This window comes from Streptomyces sp. NPDC043854, from assembly GCF_056436005.1.
The window spans coordinates 88,375-105,472 of sequence record NZ_JBWKDK010000014.1; the positions used below are offsets into that span (position 1 = coordinate 88,375).

The 17,098-nt window shown below is 74.9% G+C and carries 1 protein-coding gene; it reads right to left on the reverse strand.

Features of this window, described 5'->3' with window-relative positions:
* Positions 1–84: 84 nt before the first annotated feature.
* The gene (locus tag AC068A_RS15590; RefSeq protein ID WP_478585118.1) at positions 85–17,070 is read right to left on the reverse strand and encodes a type I polyketide synthase; all 16,986 of its coding nucleotides are present in this window, start codon (positions 17,068–17,070) and stop codon (positions 85–87) included.
* Positions 17,071–17,098 lie beyond the last annotated feature (28 nt).

Here is a 17,098-nt window from a genome sequence, read left to right on the forward strand (position 1 = left end):
AGGAGGCGGACGAACGGGGCCGGGCCCCACCCCCTTGCCTGGGGGGTGGGGCCCGGCCCTTTCCCACCGGTCCGGCCGCCGCCCTCAGGGGCGGGCGTCGAGCCATTCCTCGACGGCCCGCGCCGTCGTCTGCGCGTGCTGCTCCATCATGGTGAAGTGGTTGCCGGGTACGTCGACGGCGGTGTGGTCCAGGTCCCAGTAGGAACGCCAGTCGCCGTCCGTGGCGCGGGTCCAGTCGAAGAACTGCTCCCCGGCCCGGACCAGCAGGGTGGGCGTCTTCACCGTTTCCGGCTTCCAGCCGGCGAACAGCCGGAAGTAGGCGCCCATCGCCAGCAGCCGGTTGTCGTCGACCGGCACGTAGGTGTCCTGCCGTTCGTCCACCCCCGCCGACAGCCCCGGCTGGATGCCGAGGATGGCGTCGTCGTCGTGCGAGTAGATGTCGATCAGGACCACGGCCTCCGGGAAGACCCCTGCCTCTTCCAGCTTCCCGGCCACCGCGTGGGCGAAGATGCCGCCCGAGGAGTGTCCGAGGAGCACGAACGGCGCCCCGTCCGCGTGCCGCAGTACGGCCTCGGCCTTCGCCTCGATGACCGCCTCGGTGGTCGAGGGCAGCTGCTCACCGCGTACGAAGCCGGGTGCGGCCATCGCGTGGACGTCCCGCCGCCCGCGGAACGCGGACGCGAACCGGGCGTACTGGTGCGGCCCGGAGATGGACAGGATCGAGGAGAAGCAGATCAGGCCGGGACGCGTCTCGCCGCGGGAGAGCCGTACCAGGCCGGGTGCCTTGCGCAGCTCGGCCGGGGAGGCGAACGACGGCCGGAACTGCGAGGCCTGCATGAGCAGTTCCATGAACCGGCCGGACGCGCCCTGCGTTCCGGCTTCCCGGAGCATCGCCCCGAGGACCCCGGAGGTCTCTTCCTCGCCCTGCCCGGCGGCGCTGTCCGGTCCGGTGGGGCCGGCCGCGGACCCGGCGAGCTCGATGCGCAGCCGCTGGGCGACCAGCAGCGGGGTCGGGTGGTCGAAGAGCAGGGTGGCGGGCAGTCGCAGGCCGGTGCCGGCGTTCAGCTGGTTGCGCAGCTCGACCGCGGTCAGCGAGTCCAGGCCCAGCTCCAGGAACTCCTGGGACTCCCCCACCGCGTCGGGCGACGCGTAGGCGAGCACGGCGGCTGCCTGGGCCCGCACGAGGTCCAGCAGCACCCGCTCCTGCTCCTCCTCCGACAGCCCGGACAGGCCCTGCAGCTGCCGCGCGGCGGCGGACACCGCCGCGTCGGCGGGACCGGAGGCGGCCTTGCGGAGTCCGCCGCGCACCAGTCCGCGGAAGAGGGGCGGGAGGGCTCCGGCCTCCGCCTGGGCCCGCAGGGGCGCCGTGTCGAGGTGCATGGCGACGAACACGCTGCCGTCGGCGGTCAGGGCGGACGCCGTGTCGAAGAGGGCGAGGCCCTCCGCGGACGACAGCGGGGCCAGTCCGGCCCGTGCCATCCGCTGGACGTCGGCGTCCGTGAGGTCGCCGGTCATCTCGCTGCGCTGCTCCCACAGTCCCCAGGCCAGCGACACGGCGGGCAGGCCGGCCGCCCGCCGGGACTGGGCGAGCGCGTCGAGGAAGGCGTTGGCCGCCGCGTAGTTGGCCTGGCCGGGGCTGCCGAGCGTGCCGGCCGCCGAGGAGAACAGCACGAACGCGGCGAGGTCCAGTTCGCGGGTCAGCTCGTGCAGGTGCAGGGCCGCGTCGGCCTTGGGCTGCAGGACCGCGTCGATCCGCCCCGGGGTCAGGGACGGTACGAGCCCGTCGTCGAGATGGCCGGCGGTGTGGACGACGGCGGTCAGCGGGTGTTCGGCCGGGATGCCGGCCAGGAGTGCGGCGAGCGCGTCCCGGTCGGAGGCGTCGCAGGCGGCGACGGCCGCCGCGGCGCCCAGTTCGGCGAGTTCCGCGACGAGTTCCGCGGCGCCGGCGGCGCGGGGTCCGCGCCGGCTGGTGAGCAGGAGGTGCCGGATGCCGTGCTCGGTCACCAGGTGGCGGGCGAGCAGGCTGCCGAGCACACCGGTGCCGCCGGTGATGAGGACGGTGCCGTCCGGGTCCAGCGCGGGGCCGGCCGGTGCGGCCGGTGCACGGTCCGCGGCCGCCTCGCCGTCGGACTCTGCGGTGCCTGCCGGCGCTTCCGGCGCGGGGCGGGCCGCGGGCACCTTCGCCAGTCTGGCGGCGTGCAGGGCTCCGCCGCGGACGGCGAGCTGGGGTTCGCCGCTCGCGGCGGCGGCCGCGACCAGCGCGCCGAGGTCCGCCGGAGCGTCCCCGGTGCCGTCGGCCGCGTGGTCCGCGTCGAGGTCGAGGATCTGGAACCGGCCGGGGTTCTCCGACTGCGCGGACCGCAGCAGCCCCCACAGCGCGGCGTGCGCCAGGTCCGTGACGCCCTCGCCCGGCCGTACCTCGACCGCGCCGCGGGTGACCACCGCCAGGCGGGCCTCGGCGAAGGTCTCCTCGGCGAGCCAGCCCTGCACGAGTGCCAGCGCGTCGCGGGCGGCCTGCCGGGTGTCGGCCGCGATGGCTGCGGCGGTGCCGGCGGCCGTGTCCGCGGCCGGTGCGGCGTACGAGACGAGCACGGTGCCGGGCAGCGGCTTGCCGGCGGCCACCACGCCGGCGAGGGCGTCCAGGTCGGCGTAGACGTCGGCGGTGATGCCCGCCTCGTGCAGCGCGGCCTCGAGACCGAGGGTGTCGGTCCCGACCACGGCCCAGCGTCCGCCCGGGGCAGCGGAGCCGGCGGGCAGTGCAGGCCACTCCAGCCGGAACAGCGACTCCTGGAAGGCGGGCCGGGCCGACTGCAGTCGGGCCGGGTCGAGCTCCCTCAGCAGCAGCGACTCGACCGACACGACCGGTTCGCCCTGCTCGTCGAAGGCCGTGAGGGACACGGCGCCCGATCCTGCGGGGGCCAGCCGCACCCGCAGTGCGCCGGCGCCGACGGCGTGCAGGCCGACGCCGGTGAAGGAGAAGGGCAGCCGCATCCGGACGTCCGCGCCCGGCGCCTCGTCCTCCGTGGCGAAGAAGGAGCCGAGCGCGAGACCGTGCAGCCCCGCGTCCAGCAGTGCCGGGTGCACGCCGAAGTGCGCGGCGTCGGCCTGGGGGCCGTCGGCGAGCGCGAGTTCGGCGAGCAGTTCGTCGCCGTGCCGCCAGGCGGCCCGCAGGTTGCGGAAGGCCGGGCCGTACGCGTAGCCGGCGGCGGCGAACAGGTCGTACAGGTCGGCCACGTCGAGCTGTTCGGCCCCTGCGGGAGGCCAGGCCTCCGGACCGGCGGCCGGGGCCACGGCCGGCGTGTCCGCCGTGCCGAGCACACCGGTGGCGTGCCGCGTCCACGGCTCGCCCTGGCCGTGCCCGGCCTCGTCGGCCGCGGTCTCGGCGCGCGAGTGCACCTGGAGCGTACGCCGGCCCGTGTCGTCGGGCGCGGCCACCGAGACCCGGAGCTGGAGGGCGGTGTGCTCGGGGAGCACCAGCGGCGCCTCCAGGGTCAGCTCCTCGAGGAGGGCGGTGCCGGCCCGCCGGCCGGCATGCAGGGCGAGTTCCACGAAGGCGGTGCCCGGCAGCATCACGGCGCCCGCGGCCCGGTGATCGGCCAGCCAGGGGTGTGTCCGGAGCGAGAGGCGGCCCGTGAACAGGAACCCTTCCGAATCGGGCAGTTCGACGGCCGCGCCCAGCAGCGGGTGTGCGGCCGGCCCCAGACCGGCGGAGGCCACGTCGCCGTACGGGGTGTCCGGCACCTCGATCCAGTAGCGGTCGCGCTGGAAGGCGTACGTGGGCAGGTCCACGCGCCGGGCGCCGGTACCGGCGAAGACGGCGTCCCAGTCCACGCTCGCGCCCCGGGCCCAGGCCTCGCCGAGCGACAGCAACAACCGCTCCGGTCCGCCCTCGCCACGGCGCAGGGAGCCCAGGACGGCGGCTTCGCGGCCGGCGGCTTCGACGGTCTCCTGGATGCCGACGGTCAGCACCGGGTGCGGGCTCGACTCGGCGAACAGGCCGAAGCCCTGGTCGAGGAGGGTGCGGACGGCCTGCTCCAGCTGCACGGTCTGCCGCAGGTTCCGGAACCAGTAACCGCCGTCCAGCTCGGTGCCCTTGACCCACTCGCCGGTCACGGTCGACAGGAGGGGGACCTCGGCGGCCCGGGGCGTGACGGCGGCGAGGAGCTCGGACAGCTCCTCGCGCAGCAGGTCAACCTGCGCGGAGTGGGAGGCGTAGTCGACCGCGATCCGCTTGGCCCGGACACCGTCGGCCTCCCAGGCGGCCAGCAGCTCGTCCAGGGCCTGGGCCTCACCCGACACCACGACGGACGACGGTCCGTTGACGGCGGCGACGGAGATCCGCTCCTCACCCCAGGCGGCGATCCGCTCGCGGACCTCGGCGGCGGGCAGCGGGACGGACACCATGCCGCCCAGACCGGCGAGCCTGCGGCCGATGGCCTGACTGCGCAGGGCCACCACCCGGGCCGCGTCCTCCAGGGACAGGATCCCGGCCACGCATGCGGCGGCGATCTCGCCCTGCGAATGCCCGATCACGGCACTCGGACGCACGCCGGACGCACGCCACACCTCGGCCAGCGACACCATCACCGCGAAGAGGACGGGCTGGACGACGTCCACCCGGTCCAGGGGCGGCGCGCCCCCGGCTCCGCGGAGGACGTCGGCGAGCGACCAGTCGGTGAAGGGCTCCAGCGCCTGCGCGCACTCAGCGATGCGCGCAGCGAACACCGGAGACGACTCCAGCAGCTCCGCGGCCATGCCCGCCCACTGCGAGCCCTGCCCCGGGAAGACGAACACCGTCTTGCCGCTGCCCGTGGCGCCGCGTGCCAGTCCGGCCGCAGCCGTTCCGGTCTCCAGTGCGGCAAGGCCGCGCATCAGCTCGGCCCGGTTCCCCGCCACGACCACGGCACGCCGGTCAAAGGCGGACCTCGTGGTGGCCAGCGACCAGGCCACATCGGCGGGGGCGAGGTCGGGAGCGTCCTGGAGGTGGGCCCGCAGGCCGGCCGCCTGGGCGCGCAGCGCCTCGTCCGACTTCGCCGAGAGCACGTACGGCAGGACGCGCGCGGCCATCGGGGACGCGGCAGGCTCGGTGTCCGCCGGCCGCACGGACGGGTCCTCGGCCTCGACCGGGGCCTGCTCGATGATGGTGTGGGCGTTGGTGCCGCTGATACCGAAGGACGATACGGCGGCCCGGCGCGGGCGGCCGGTCTCCGGCCACGGAGTGGCCGACTTGAGGAGCGAGACCGCTCCGGCCGACCAGTCGACGTGCGGGGTCGGCTCGTCGACGTGCAGGGTCTGCGGCAGGATGCCGTGGCGCATCGCCTGCACCATCTTGATGACGCCCGCGACACCGGCGGCGGCCTGCGTGTGGCCGAAGTTGGACTTCACCGAACCCAGCCACAGCGGGCTGTCCGCGGTGTGCTCGCGGCCGTAGGTGGCCAGGAGAGCCTGCGCCTCGATCGGGTCGCCGAGGGTGGTGCCGGTGCCGTGGGCCTCGACGACGTCCACCTCGGCGGCGGACAGGCCGGCGTTGGCCAGGGCCTGGCGGATAACCCGCTGCTGGGACGGGCCGTTCGGGGCGGTCAGGCCATTGCTGGCGCCGTCCTGGTTGACAGCCGAGCCGCGGACCACCGCCAGGACCGGGTGGCCGTTGCGGCGGGCGTCCGAGAGACGCTCCACCAGCAGCATGCCCACGCCCTCACCCCACGCCGTGCCGTCGGCCGCCGCCGCGAACGGCTTGCAGCGGCCGTCCGTGGCCAGGCCCCGCTGGCGGCTGAACGCGATGAACGTGCCGGGCGTGGCCATCACGGTCACACCACCGGCCAGCGCCAGGTCGCACTCGCCGTTCCGCAGCGCCTGAGCCGCCAGGTGCAGGGTCACGAGGGAGGACGAGCAGGCGGTGTCGACGGTCACCGCGGGACCTTCGAGACCGAAGGTGTAGGAGACGCGGCCCGAGACCACACTGCCGGAGCTGGAGGTTCCCATGTAGCCCTCGAGGCCCTGGGGGGCGCGGTGGAGAAGGCTGCCGTAGTCGTTGTACATGACGCCGGCGAAGACACCGGTGCGGCTGCCGCGCACGGTCGCCGGGTCGATACCCGCCCGCTCGAAGGCCTCCCAGGAAGCCTCCAGCAGCAGGCGCTGCTGGGGGTCGGTGGCCAGCGCCTCGCGCGGCGACATGCCGAAGAACACCGGGTCGAAGTGGTGGGCGTCGTAGAGGAAGCCGCCGGCGGTGCTGTAGCTGGTGCCGGCCTGGTCGGGGTCCGCGCTGAACAGACCGGCAAGGTCCCAGCCGCGGTCGTCCGGCATGTCCGAGATGGCATCCCGGCCGTCGAGGACGAGCTGCCACAGGTCCTCCGGCGACCGGACACCACCGGGGAAGCGGCAGGCCATCGCCACGATCGCGATCGGCTCGTCGTCATGCGCAGTGGTCGTGACCGGGGCGCCTGCCGCCGACGTCGCCTGCTGGCTGCCGAGCAGCTCGGCGTAGAGGAACTCCGCCAGCACGGCCGGGTTCGGGTAGTCGAAGACCAGCGTGGCGGGCAGGCGGACACCCGTGGCGGCGCCAAGCCGGTTGCGCAGCTCGACCGCCGTCAGCGAGTCGAAGCCGACCTCGCTGAAGGACCGTGCCGGATCCACCGCTTCCGGGCCCGCGAAGCCCAGGACCGCAGCCACCTGGCCGCGTACGAGCTCCAGTACGGCCCCCGGCTGCTCCTCCGGAGCCAGCGCCACCAGCTGCCGGACGATCACGCTGCCGGCGGCCGAGCCGCCCCTCGCCCGGCGCGCGGGCATCCGGAACAGGCCGGAGAGCAGCGGCGGGAGCATGCCGCTGCCCGCCTGGGCGCGCAGCGCCGCCAGGTCCAGCTTCACCGGCACCAGCAGGGCCTGCCCGGCCGCACAGGCCGCGTCGAACAGCGCCACACCCTCCGCCGCACCGATGGCGTCGACACCGCCACGGCCGAGGCGCGAGACATCCTCCGCACCGAGCGCGCCGCCCATACCGCCGACCTCGGCCCACAGACCCCACGCCAGCGACGTACCTGCAAGACCGCTCGCCCGCCGGTGCGCGGCGAGGGAGTCCAGGAAGACGTTTCCGGCTGCGTAGTTGGCCTGGCCCGCGCCGCCGAACACACCGGCGGCGGAGGAGAACAGGACGAACGCGGAGAGGTCCAGCCCGGCCGTCAGCTCGTGCAGGTTCCACGCGGCGTCCACCTTCGGACGCAGCACCGCCGACAGGCGGTCGGCCGTCAGCGAGCCGATGACGCCGTCGTCCAGGACACCGGCCGTGTGGACCACACCCGTCAGCGGGTGCTCCGCCGGAATCCCGGCCAGCACCGCCGCCAGCGCCTCACGGTCGGCCACATCACAGGCAGCCCAGGCGACCTCGGCACCCAGACCCGCCAGCTCCGCCGACAGCTCCGGGGCACCTTCGGCCGCCTCACCCCGACGGCTCACCAGCAGCAGACGCCGCACCCCGCGCTCGGCCACCAGATGCCGCGCGAACAGCCCGCCCAGCGAACCGCTCGCACCGGTCACCAGCACCGTGCCGTCCGCGCCCCACTGCGGGGAGGAGTCGCCGGTCGCCGTGGTGCGGGCCAGCCGCGGCACCAGGACGGCTCCGTCGCGCACGGCGGCCTCGGACCCGCCCGAGGCCAGCGCGGCCGAGACCCCCTCGGCGATGTCGGCGTCGGCGTCGGCGTCGATGTCGACCAGGACGAACCGTCCCGGGTTCTCCGACTGCGCCGACCGCACCAGACCCCACACGCCGGCCTGTGCCAGGTCGGACACGGCGTCACCCGGTACGGCGGCCACCGCGCCCCGGGTCAGGAACACCAGGCGCGAGTTCGCGAACCGCTCGTCCGCCAGCCACTCCTTCACCAGGGCCAGGGCCCGGCCGGTGGCCGCGTGTACCGCGGCGGCCGTGTCCTCGTCGGCCGGTGCCGTGCACGGCACCACGAGCGCCGCGGGGATCTCGCCGCCCTCGGCGACGGCCACGCCCGGACCGGCGAGGTCCGCGAACACCTGCGCACGCTCGCCGAGCATCAGCCAGTCGTCGAAGGGGCCGTCGCCGGCGGACGCCTCCACCCACTCCACGCAGAACAGCGAGTCGCGGTGGCCGCCGCCCGACTGGGCGAGCTGCTCGGGCGAGAAGGCGCGCAGCGCGAGGCTGTCGACGGATGCGACGGGCGCGCCCGCTGCGTCGGCGATCTCCAGCCGGACCGCGTCCCGGCCGGCCCGGGAGAGCCGTACGCGCACGCTGTCCGCCCCGGCGGAGTACACCGACACCCCGGACCAGGAGAACGGCAGCCGCCCCTGCCCGGTGTCCTCCACCAGCGAGCCCAGGCTGATGGCGTGCAGGACGGAGTCGAGGAGGGCCGGGTGGATCGTGAACTGCCCGGCGCCCGGCTGGGCTTCGGCACCGATGCTCACCTCGGCGTACACGTCCTCGCCCTGCCGCCAGGCGGCGCGCAGCCCCTGGAACACCGGACCGTACCCGAAGCCGGAGTCCGCCAGCAGGTCGTACAGGCCTGCCACCGGGACGGGCTTGGCCCCGGCCGGCGGCCAGGCCGAGAGGTCGAACGCCGGAGGTTCGGCGGCCCCCTCGGCGAGGACGGCGGTGGCGTTCCGCGTCCACGGCTCGTCGTCCTCGGCACCGTCCCCGCGGGAGTGGAAGAAGACGGTCCGGCGGCCCGACTCGTCGGGCGCCGCGACGGCGATCTGCAGCTCGACCCCGCCCTCCTCGGGCAGGACGAGCGGTGCGGCGAGGGTGAGGTCGTCGACGAGGTCGCAGCCGACCTGCTCGCCCGCCCGCAGGGCGAGCTCGACGAAGGCCGTCCCCGGAAGCAGGACGGAACCCATCACCATGTGGTCTGCGAGCCACGGGTGCGTGGCCGCCGACAGGCGTCCGGTGAGCAGCAGCCCGTCCCCGTCCGCCAGGGACACCGACGCGCCGAGCAGCGGGTGGTCGGCGGACCGGAGGCCCGCGGTGGTGACGTCCGCGGGGGCGGCGGCGGTGATGTCGAGCCAGTACCGCTCGCGCCGGAAGGCGTACGTCGGCAGGTCGATGCCTCGGGCGCCGGTGCCGGCGAAGTACGCCTCCCAGTCGACGCGGGCGCCCCGGGCGTGGGCCCGTGCGACGGCCGTCGTGAGGGTGTCGGCCTCGGGGCGGCGCTTGCGCAGGGCCGGGGCGAAGGCGGCGGATCCGGTGCGGTCGGTCAGGCAGGCCTGTGCGAGGGCCGACAGGATCCCGTCGGGCCCGAGTTCGAGGTAGGTGGTGACACCGGCGGCTTCGAGGGCGCGGACGCCGTCGAGGAAGCGGACGGCCTCGCGGACGTGCCGGACCCAGAAGTCGGCCGAGGCCATCTCGTCGGTGACGAGGGCGCCGGTCAGGTGGGAGACGACCGGGATGCGCGGGGCGGTGTACGTCAGCTTCTCCGCCACCCGGCGGAAGTCGTCCAGCATGCCGTCCATGTGGGGCGAGTGGAAGGCGTGGCTGACCGTGAGGCGGGTGTTCTTGCGGCCCGGGACGGCGTCGACGACCGCGACGGCAGCGTCCTCGTCGCCGGCGACCACGACGGCCCGCGGGCCGTTGACCGCGGCAATGCCCACCCGGTCGGTGAGCAAGGGCAGGATCTCGCCCTCCGAGGCCTGTACGGCGATCATCACTCCGCCGGCCGGGAGGGCCTGCATGAGGCGGCCGCGGGCGGCGACGAGCGTGCACGCGTCCTCGAGGGACAGCACGCCGGCGACGTGGGCGGCGACGATCTCGCCGATGGAGTGACCGGACAGGAAGTCCGGCTTCACACCCCAGGCCTCCAGCAGCCGGAACAGGGCCACTTCGACCGCGAACAGCGCCGGCTGGGTGTACTCGGTGCGGTCGAGAAGGCTCGCGTCCGTCCCGAACAGCACCTCCTTCAGCGGCAGTTCGAGTCGCCGGTCCAACTGCTCGCACACGGCGTCCAGGGCCGCGGCGAACACGGGCTGGGCGTCGTACAGTTCACGGCCCATCCCGAGGCGCTGGCTGCCCTGCCCGGTGAACAGGAAGGCCAGCTTCCCGGCCCCGGCGGCGCTGACGGTGCCGCTCGTGACGCCGGGGGCGGCCGGGTCGCCGTCCTCCAGCGCGGTCAGGCCGCGCAGCAGCTCGTCCCGGTCCCCGGCGACGACCACCGCCCGGTGGTCGAAGGCGGCCCGGCGGGTGGCCAGCGACCAGGCGACGTCCAGCGCACCGGCCTCGGGCGCGTTCTCCAGGTGGGCGCGCAGGCGGGCCGCCTGGGCGCGCAGCGCCTCGTCCGACTTCGCGGACACGACGTACGGCAGTACGGACGGCGCCGTCGGCGACGCCGCGCCATCCTCTGCCGGGGCGGCGGGCGCGGCGGCCTCGTCCGGGGCCTGCTCGATGATGGTGTGGGCGTTGGTGCCGCTGATGCCGAAGGACGATACGGCGGCCCGGCGCGGGCGGCCGGTCTCCGGCCACGTGACGGTCTCGGTGAGGAGCGAGACGGCGCCCTCGGACCAGTCGACGTGCGGGGTGGGCTCGTCGACGTGCAGGGTCTGCGGCAGGATGCCGTGGCGCATCGCCTGCACCATCTTGATGACGCCCGCGACGCCGGCGGCGGCCTGCGTGTGGCCCATGTTCGACTTGATCGACCCGAGCCACAGGGGCGCATCGGCCTCGCGCTCGCGGCCGTAGGTGGCGAGCAGGGCCTGCGCCTCGATCGGGTCGCCGAGGGTGGTGCCGGTGCCGTGGGCCTCGACGGCGTCCACCTCGGCGGCGGACAGGCCGGCGTTGGCCAGGGCCTGGCGGATGACCCGCTGCTGGGACGGGCCGTTCGGGGCGGTCAGGCCGTTGGAGGCGCCGTCCTGGTTGATCGCCGAGCCGCGGACCACGGCGAGGACCGGGTGGCCGTTGCGGCGGGCGTCCGAGAGACGCTCCACCAGCAGCATGCCCACGCCCTCACCCCACGCCGTCCCGTCGGCGGCGGCCGCGAACGGCTTGCAGCGGCCGTCCGTCGCCAGGCCCCGCTGGCGACTGAACGCGATGAACGTGCCGGGCGTGGCCATCACGGTCACACCACCGGCCAGCGCCAGATCGCACTCGCCGTTCCGCAGCGCCTGAGCCGCCAGGTGCAGGGTCACGAGGGAGGACGAGCAGGCGGTGTCGACGGTCACCGCGGGACCTTCGAGGCCGAAGGTGTAGGAGACGCGGCCCGAGGCGACGCTGCCGGAGCTGGACGTGCCCATGTAGCCCTCGAGGCCGGCGGGGGCGCGGTGCAGGAGCGTGCCGTAGTCGTTGTACATGACGCCGGCGAAGACACCGGTGCGGCTGCCGCGCACGGTCGCCGGGTCGATACCCGCCCGCTCGAAGGCCTCCCAGGAAGCCTCCAGCAGCAGGCGCTGCTGGGGGTCGGTGGCCAGCGCCTCGCGCGGCGACATGCCGAAGAACACCGGGTCGAAGTGGTGGGCGTCGTGGAGGAAGCCGCCGGCGGTGCTGTAGCTGGTGCCGGCCTGGTCGGGGTCCGCACTGAACAGACCCGCCAGGTCCCAGCCGCGGTCGTCCGGCATGTCCGAGATGGCATCCCGGCCGTCGAGGACGAGCTGCCACAGGTCCTCCGGCGACCGGACACCACCGGGGAAGCGGCAGGCCATCGCCACGATCGCGATCGGCTCATCGTCGTGGACGGTGACGGCGGCCGGGGCTGCGGCCGCCGTCGCCTGCTGGCTGCCGAGCAGCTCGGCGTACAGGAACTCCGCCAGCACAGAGGGGGTCGGGTAGTCGAAGACGAGGGTGGCGGGCAGGCGGACACCCGTGGCCGCACCAAGGCGGTTGCGGAGTTCGACGGCGGTCAGCGAGTCGAAGCCGACCTCGTTGAACGACCGTGCCGGGTCGACCGCTTCGGGGCCGGCGAAGCCGAGAACGGCGGCGACCTGGCCGCGGACCAGCTCCACGACGGCACCCTGCTGCTGGTCCTGCGGAAGTGCGGCCAGCTGCCGGGCGAACGCGCCCCCGGCACCCCGGGCGGGCCGGCGTACGGGCATCCGTACCAGGCCGGAGAGCAGCGGCGGGAGCATGCCGCTGCCCGCCTGGGCGCGCAGCGCCGCCAGGTCCAGCTTCACCGGCACCAGCAGGGCCTGCCCGGCGGCACACGCGGCGTCGAACAGCGCCACACCCTCCGCCGCGCCGATGGCGTCGACACCGCCACGGCCGAGGCGCGAGACGTCCTCGGCGTCCAGGGCGGCACCCATACCGCCGACCTCGGCCCACAGGCCCCACGCCAGCGACGTACCCGCGAGGCCGTCGGCGCGACGCCGGGCGGCGAGTGCATCCAGGAAGGTGTTGGCGGCCGCGTAGTTGGCCTGGCCCGCGCCGCCGAACACACCGGCGGCGGAGGAGAACAGGACGAACGCGGAGAGGTCCAGCCCGGCCGTCAGCTCGTGCAGGTTCCACGCGGCGTCCACCTTCGGGCGGAGCACCGCCGACAGGCGGTCGGCCGTCAGCGAGCCGATGACGCCGTCGTCCAGGACACCGGCCGTGTGCACCACACCCGTCAGCGGGTGCTCCGCCGGAATCCCGGCCAGCACCGCCGCCAGCGCCTCACGGTCGGCCACATCACAGGCAGCCCAGGCGACCTCGGCACCCAGACCCGCCAGCTCCGCCGACAGCTCCGCGGCACCCTCGGCCACCTCACCCCGACGGCTCACCAGCAGCAGACGCCGCACACCGCGCTCGGCCACCAGATGCCGCGCGAACAGCCCGCCCAGCGAACCGCTCGCACCGGTCACCAGCACCGTGCCGTCGGCGTCCCATGCGGCAGCCGTGTCGGCGGCCACCTCGGCACGCGCCAGCCGCGGTGCCAGGATCCTGCCCGCGCGTACGGCGACCTCGGACCCGCCCGAGGCCAGCGCGGCCGAGAGCCCCTCCGCGACATCGCCGTCGCCGTCGGCGTCGAGGTCGACGAGGACGATCCGGCCCGGGTTCTCCGACTGCGCCGACCGCACCAGACCCCACACGGGGGCGTGCACGAGGTCCGCAGGGCCCTCGTCCGGTGCGGCGGCGACCGCGCCGCGCGTCAGGAAGACGAGGCGCCCGTCCGCGAACCGGCCGTCGGCCAGCCACTCCTTCACCAGCGACAGGACCCGGCCCGTCTCCGCATGCACCGCACCGGCCACGTCGTCACCGGCGGGCTCCGTGCAGGGCACGACGAGTGCCGAGGGGATCCGGCCGCCCTCGACGACCGCGACGCCCAGGCCGGCGAGGTCCGCGAAGGCCTGCGTGCCTTCGCCGAGCAGCATCCAGTCGTCGAGCGACCCGCTCGCGGCGGCCGCGGCCTCGACCCACTCCACGCGGTACAGGGAGTCGCGGCCGTGGGACTGCCGGCCGAGTTGCTCGGGCGAGAAGGCGCGCAGCGCGAGGCCGTCGACGGATGCGACGGGCGCGCCCGCCGCGTCGGCGATCTCCAGCCGGACCGCGTCCCGGCCGGCCCGGGAGAGCCGTACGCGCACGCTGTCCGCCCCGGCGGAGTACACCGACACCCCGGACCAGGAGAACGGCAGCCGCCCCTGCCCGGTGTCCTCCACCAGCGAGCCCAGGCTGATGGCGTGCAGGACGGAGTCGAGGAGGGCCGGGTGGATCGTGAACTGCCCGGCACCCGGCTGGGCTTCGGCACCGATGCTCACCTCGGCGTACACGTCCTCGCCCTGCCGCCAGGCGGCGCGCAGCCCCTGGAACACCGGACCGTACCCGAAGCCGGAGTCCGCGAGACCGTCGTACAGCGCCTCGACGTCAACGGCCTCCGCTCCGGCCGGCGGCCAGGAGGCGAGGTCGTACGCCGGGGCCGGGGGCTCCTCCCCCGCCGTGGCCAGCACCGCGGTGGCGTTGCGCACCCACGGCTCGTCGTCGGCGGCGAAGCCGTCGCGGGAGTGGAAGACGACGGACCGGCGGCCCGACTCGTCGGGCGCCGCGACCGTGATCTGGAGCTCGACGCCGCCCTCCTCGGGGAGGACCAGCGGTGCGGCGAGGGTCAGGTCGTCCACCAGGTCGCAGCCGGCCTTCTCGCCGGCCTGGAGCGCCAGCTCGACGAAGGCCGTGCCGGGGAGCAGTGCGGCGCCCGCGACGCGGTGGTCGGCGAGCCAGGGGTGGGTGGCGAGCGAGAGACGGCCGGTGAGGAGGAGGCCGTCGGCGTCGGCCAGGGTGACCGAGGCGCCGAGCAGCGGGTGGTCGGCGGAGCGGAGGCCCGCGGTGGTGACGTCGCCCCCGAGGGTTCCGGCGTCGAGCCAGTAGTGCTCGCGCTGGAAGGCGTAGGTGGGCAGGTCCACGTGCTCGGCTCCGGTGGCGGAGTGGAACGCGTGCCAGTCGACGGCGGTGCCGCGTACGTGGACCCGGGCGAGGGCGGTGGTGACCGTTCCCGCTTCGGAGCTTCCCTTGCGGAGGGCCGGGGTGAAGACGGCGGCGTCGGTGTCGCCGGTCAGGCAGGCCTGGGCGAGGGCGGACAGCACGCCGTCGGGGCCGAGTTCGACGTACGTCGTCGCGCCGGCGGCTTCCAGGGCGCGTACGCCGTCGAGGAAGCGGACGGCCTCGCGGACGTGCCGGACCCAGAAGTCGGCCGTGCCCATCTCGTCGGTGACGAGGGCGCCGGTCAGGTTGGAGACGACCGGGATGCGCGGGGCCTCGAAGGCGAGTCCCGCCACGGCCCGGCGGAAGTCCTCGAGCATGCCGTCCATGTGCGGCGAGTGGAAGGCGTGGCTGACCGTCAGGCGCTTGGTCTTCCGGCCGTCGAGGGAGTCGGCGACGGCGGCCGCCGCGTCCTCGTCACCGGCGATCACGACGGACCTCGGGCCGTTGACGGCGGCGATGCCCACCCGGTCGGTGAGCAGCGGCAGGACCTCGTCCTCCGAGGCCTCCACCGCGATCATCACGCCGCCGGACGGCAGCGCCTGCATCAGCCGGCCGCGGGCGGCGACCAGGGTGCAGGCGTCCGCCAGTGAGAGCACGCCGGCCACATGGGCGGCGGCGATCTCGCCGATGGAGTGCCCGGACAGGAAGTCCGGCTTCACGCCCCAGGACTCCAGGAGCCGGAACAGGGCCACTTCCACCGCGAACAGCGCCGGCTGCGCGTACTCCGTGCGGTCGAGCACCGCGGCGTCGTCCCCGAAGACCACGTCCTTCAGCGGGGTGCCGAGGTGCGGGTCGAGGGCGGTGCACACCTCGTCGAGGGCGTCCGCGAACGCCGGGTGGGCGTCGTACAGTTCGCGGCCCATGCCGAGGCGCTGGCTGCCCTGCCCGGTGAACAGGAAGGCGGTCTTGCCGCGAGCTCCGGCCTCACCCAGGACGACCCGCGAGGAGGTGATGCCGCCCGAGGCGAGCGCGGCGAGGTCGGCGAGCGCCGTCTCCCGGTCGCCGGCCACGATGACGGCGCGGTGTTCGAGGGCGGCGCGACCGGTGGCCAGGGACAGGCTGATGTCCTGCGCCACCTGGTCGGGGTGGGCGCGCAGGTGGGTGAGCAGACGCTCGGCCTGGGCCCGCAGGGCCTCGTCCGTACGGGCCGACACCGGCCACGGCAGGACGGGGGGAACCACGGCGGGGCGGGGCTGCGCGCCGGGCTCGGCGGTGCCGGCCGTGTCGGCGTCGGCGTCGGCGACTGCCTCCACTTCGGCATCGCCGCCGGTGTCGGCGTGGTGGGGTTCGGCGGCCGCCGCGGGAGGCGCCTGCTCGATGATGGTGTGCGCGTTGGTGCCGCTGATGCCGAACGAGGACACCGCGGCGCGGCGCGGCCGGCCGGTGTCCGGCCAGTCCACGGTCTCGCGCAGCAGCGACACGGCGCCCGCGGACCAGTCGACCTTGGTCGACGGCTCGTCCACGTGGAGGGTCTTCGGGATGCGGCCGTGCCGGATCGCCATGACCATCTTGATGACGCCGGCGACACCGGCGGCGGCCTGCGTGTGCCCGATGTTGGACTTGATGGAGCCCAGCCACAGGGGGAGGTCCTCGGTGTGCTCCCGGCCGTAGGTGGCGAGCAGGGCCTGGGCCTCGATCGGGTCGCCGAGGGTCGTGCCGGTGCCGTGGGCCTCGACGACGTCGATGTCGGCCGCCGTGAGCCGGGCGTCGGCCAGGGCCTGGCGGATGACCCGCTGCTGGGAGGGCCCGTTGGGGGCGGTCAGGCCGTTGCTGGCGCCGTCCTGGTTGACGGCGGAGCCGCGGATGACCGCCAGCACGCGGTGACCGTTGCGGCGGGCGTCGGACAGCCGCTCCACGAGCAGCATGCCCGCGCCCTCGCCCCAGCCGGTGCCGTCGGCGGCGTCCGCGAAGGACTTGCAGCGTCCGTCGAAGGACAGGCCGCGCTGCTTGCTGAACTCGGTGAAGGTGCCCGGCGTCGGCATGACGGTGACACCGCCCGCGAGGGCGAGCGAGCACTCCCCCTTGCGGAGTGCCTGCATGGCCAGGTGCAGGGTGACGAGAGAGGAGGAGCAGGCCGTGTCGACGGTCAGCGCCGGGCCTTCCAGGCCGAACGTGTACGAGACGCGGCCGGAGGCGATGCTGCTGGACGCGCCGGTGCCGAGGTAGCCCTCGACCTCCGGGGGCACGGCCCGCAGGCGGGAGGCGTAGTCGTGGTACATGACGCCGGTGAACACGCCGGTGCGGCTGCCGCGCACCGACGTCGGGTCGATGCCGGCCCGCTCGAACGCCTCCCACGAGATTTCCAGGAGCAGCCGCTGCTGCGGGTCCATCGCCGTGGCCTCACGGGGCGAGATCCCGAAGAACGCCGGATCGAACCGGTTGGCCGAGTGCAGGAAGCCGCCCTCCTGCACGTAGCTGGTGCCGCGCCCGTCGGGGTCCTCGTCGAACAGCCGTCCCGTGTCCCAGCCGCGGTCGGCGGGGAAGGGCGAGATGGCGTCGGTCTCCCCCGCCACCAGCCGCCACAGGTCCTCGGGGGACTCGACGTCCCCCGGGTAGCGGCAGCTCATCCCGATGATCGCGATCGGCTCCTGCTCCTCCGACTCGACCTCCTGGAGCCGGCGGCGCGTCTCGTGGAGATCGGCCGTCACCCGCTTCAGGAAGTACCGGAGCTTTTCCTCGTTCATGCGTGCATCCCTCGTACAGAAGCCAGAG

Bases quoted from the DNA above. Each gene is read 5' to 3' on its own strand.
- AC068A_RS15590 (WP_478585118.1), bottom strand. From the start codon at position 17,070: ATGAACGAGGAAAAGCTCCGGTACTTCCTGAAGCGGGTGACGGCCGAT.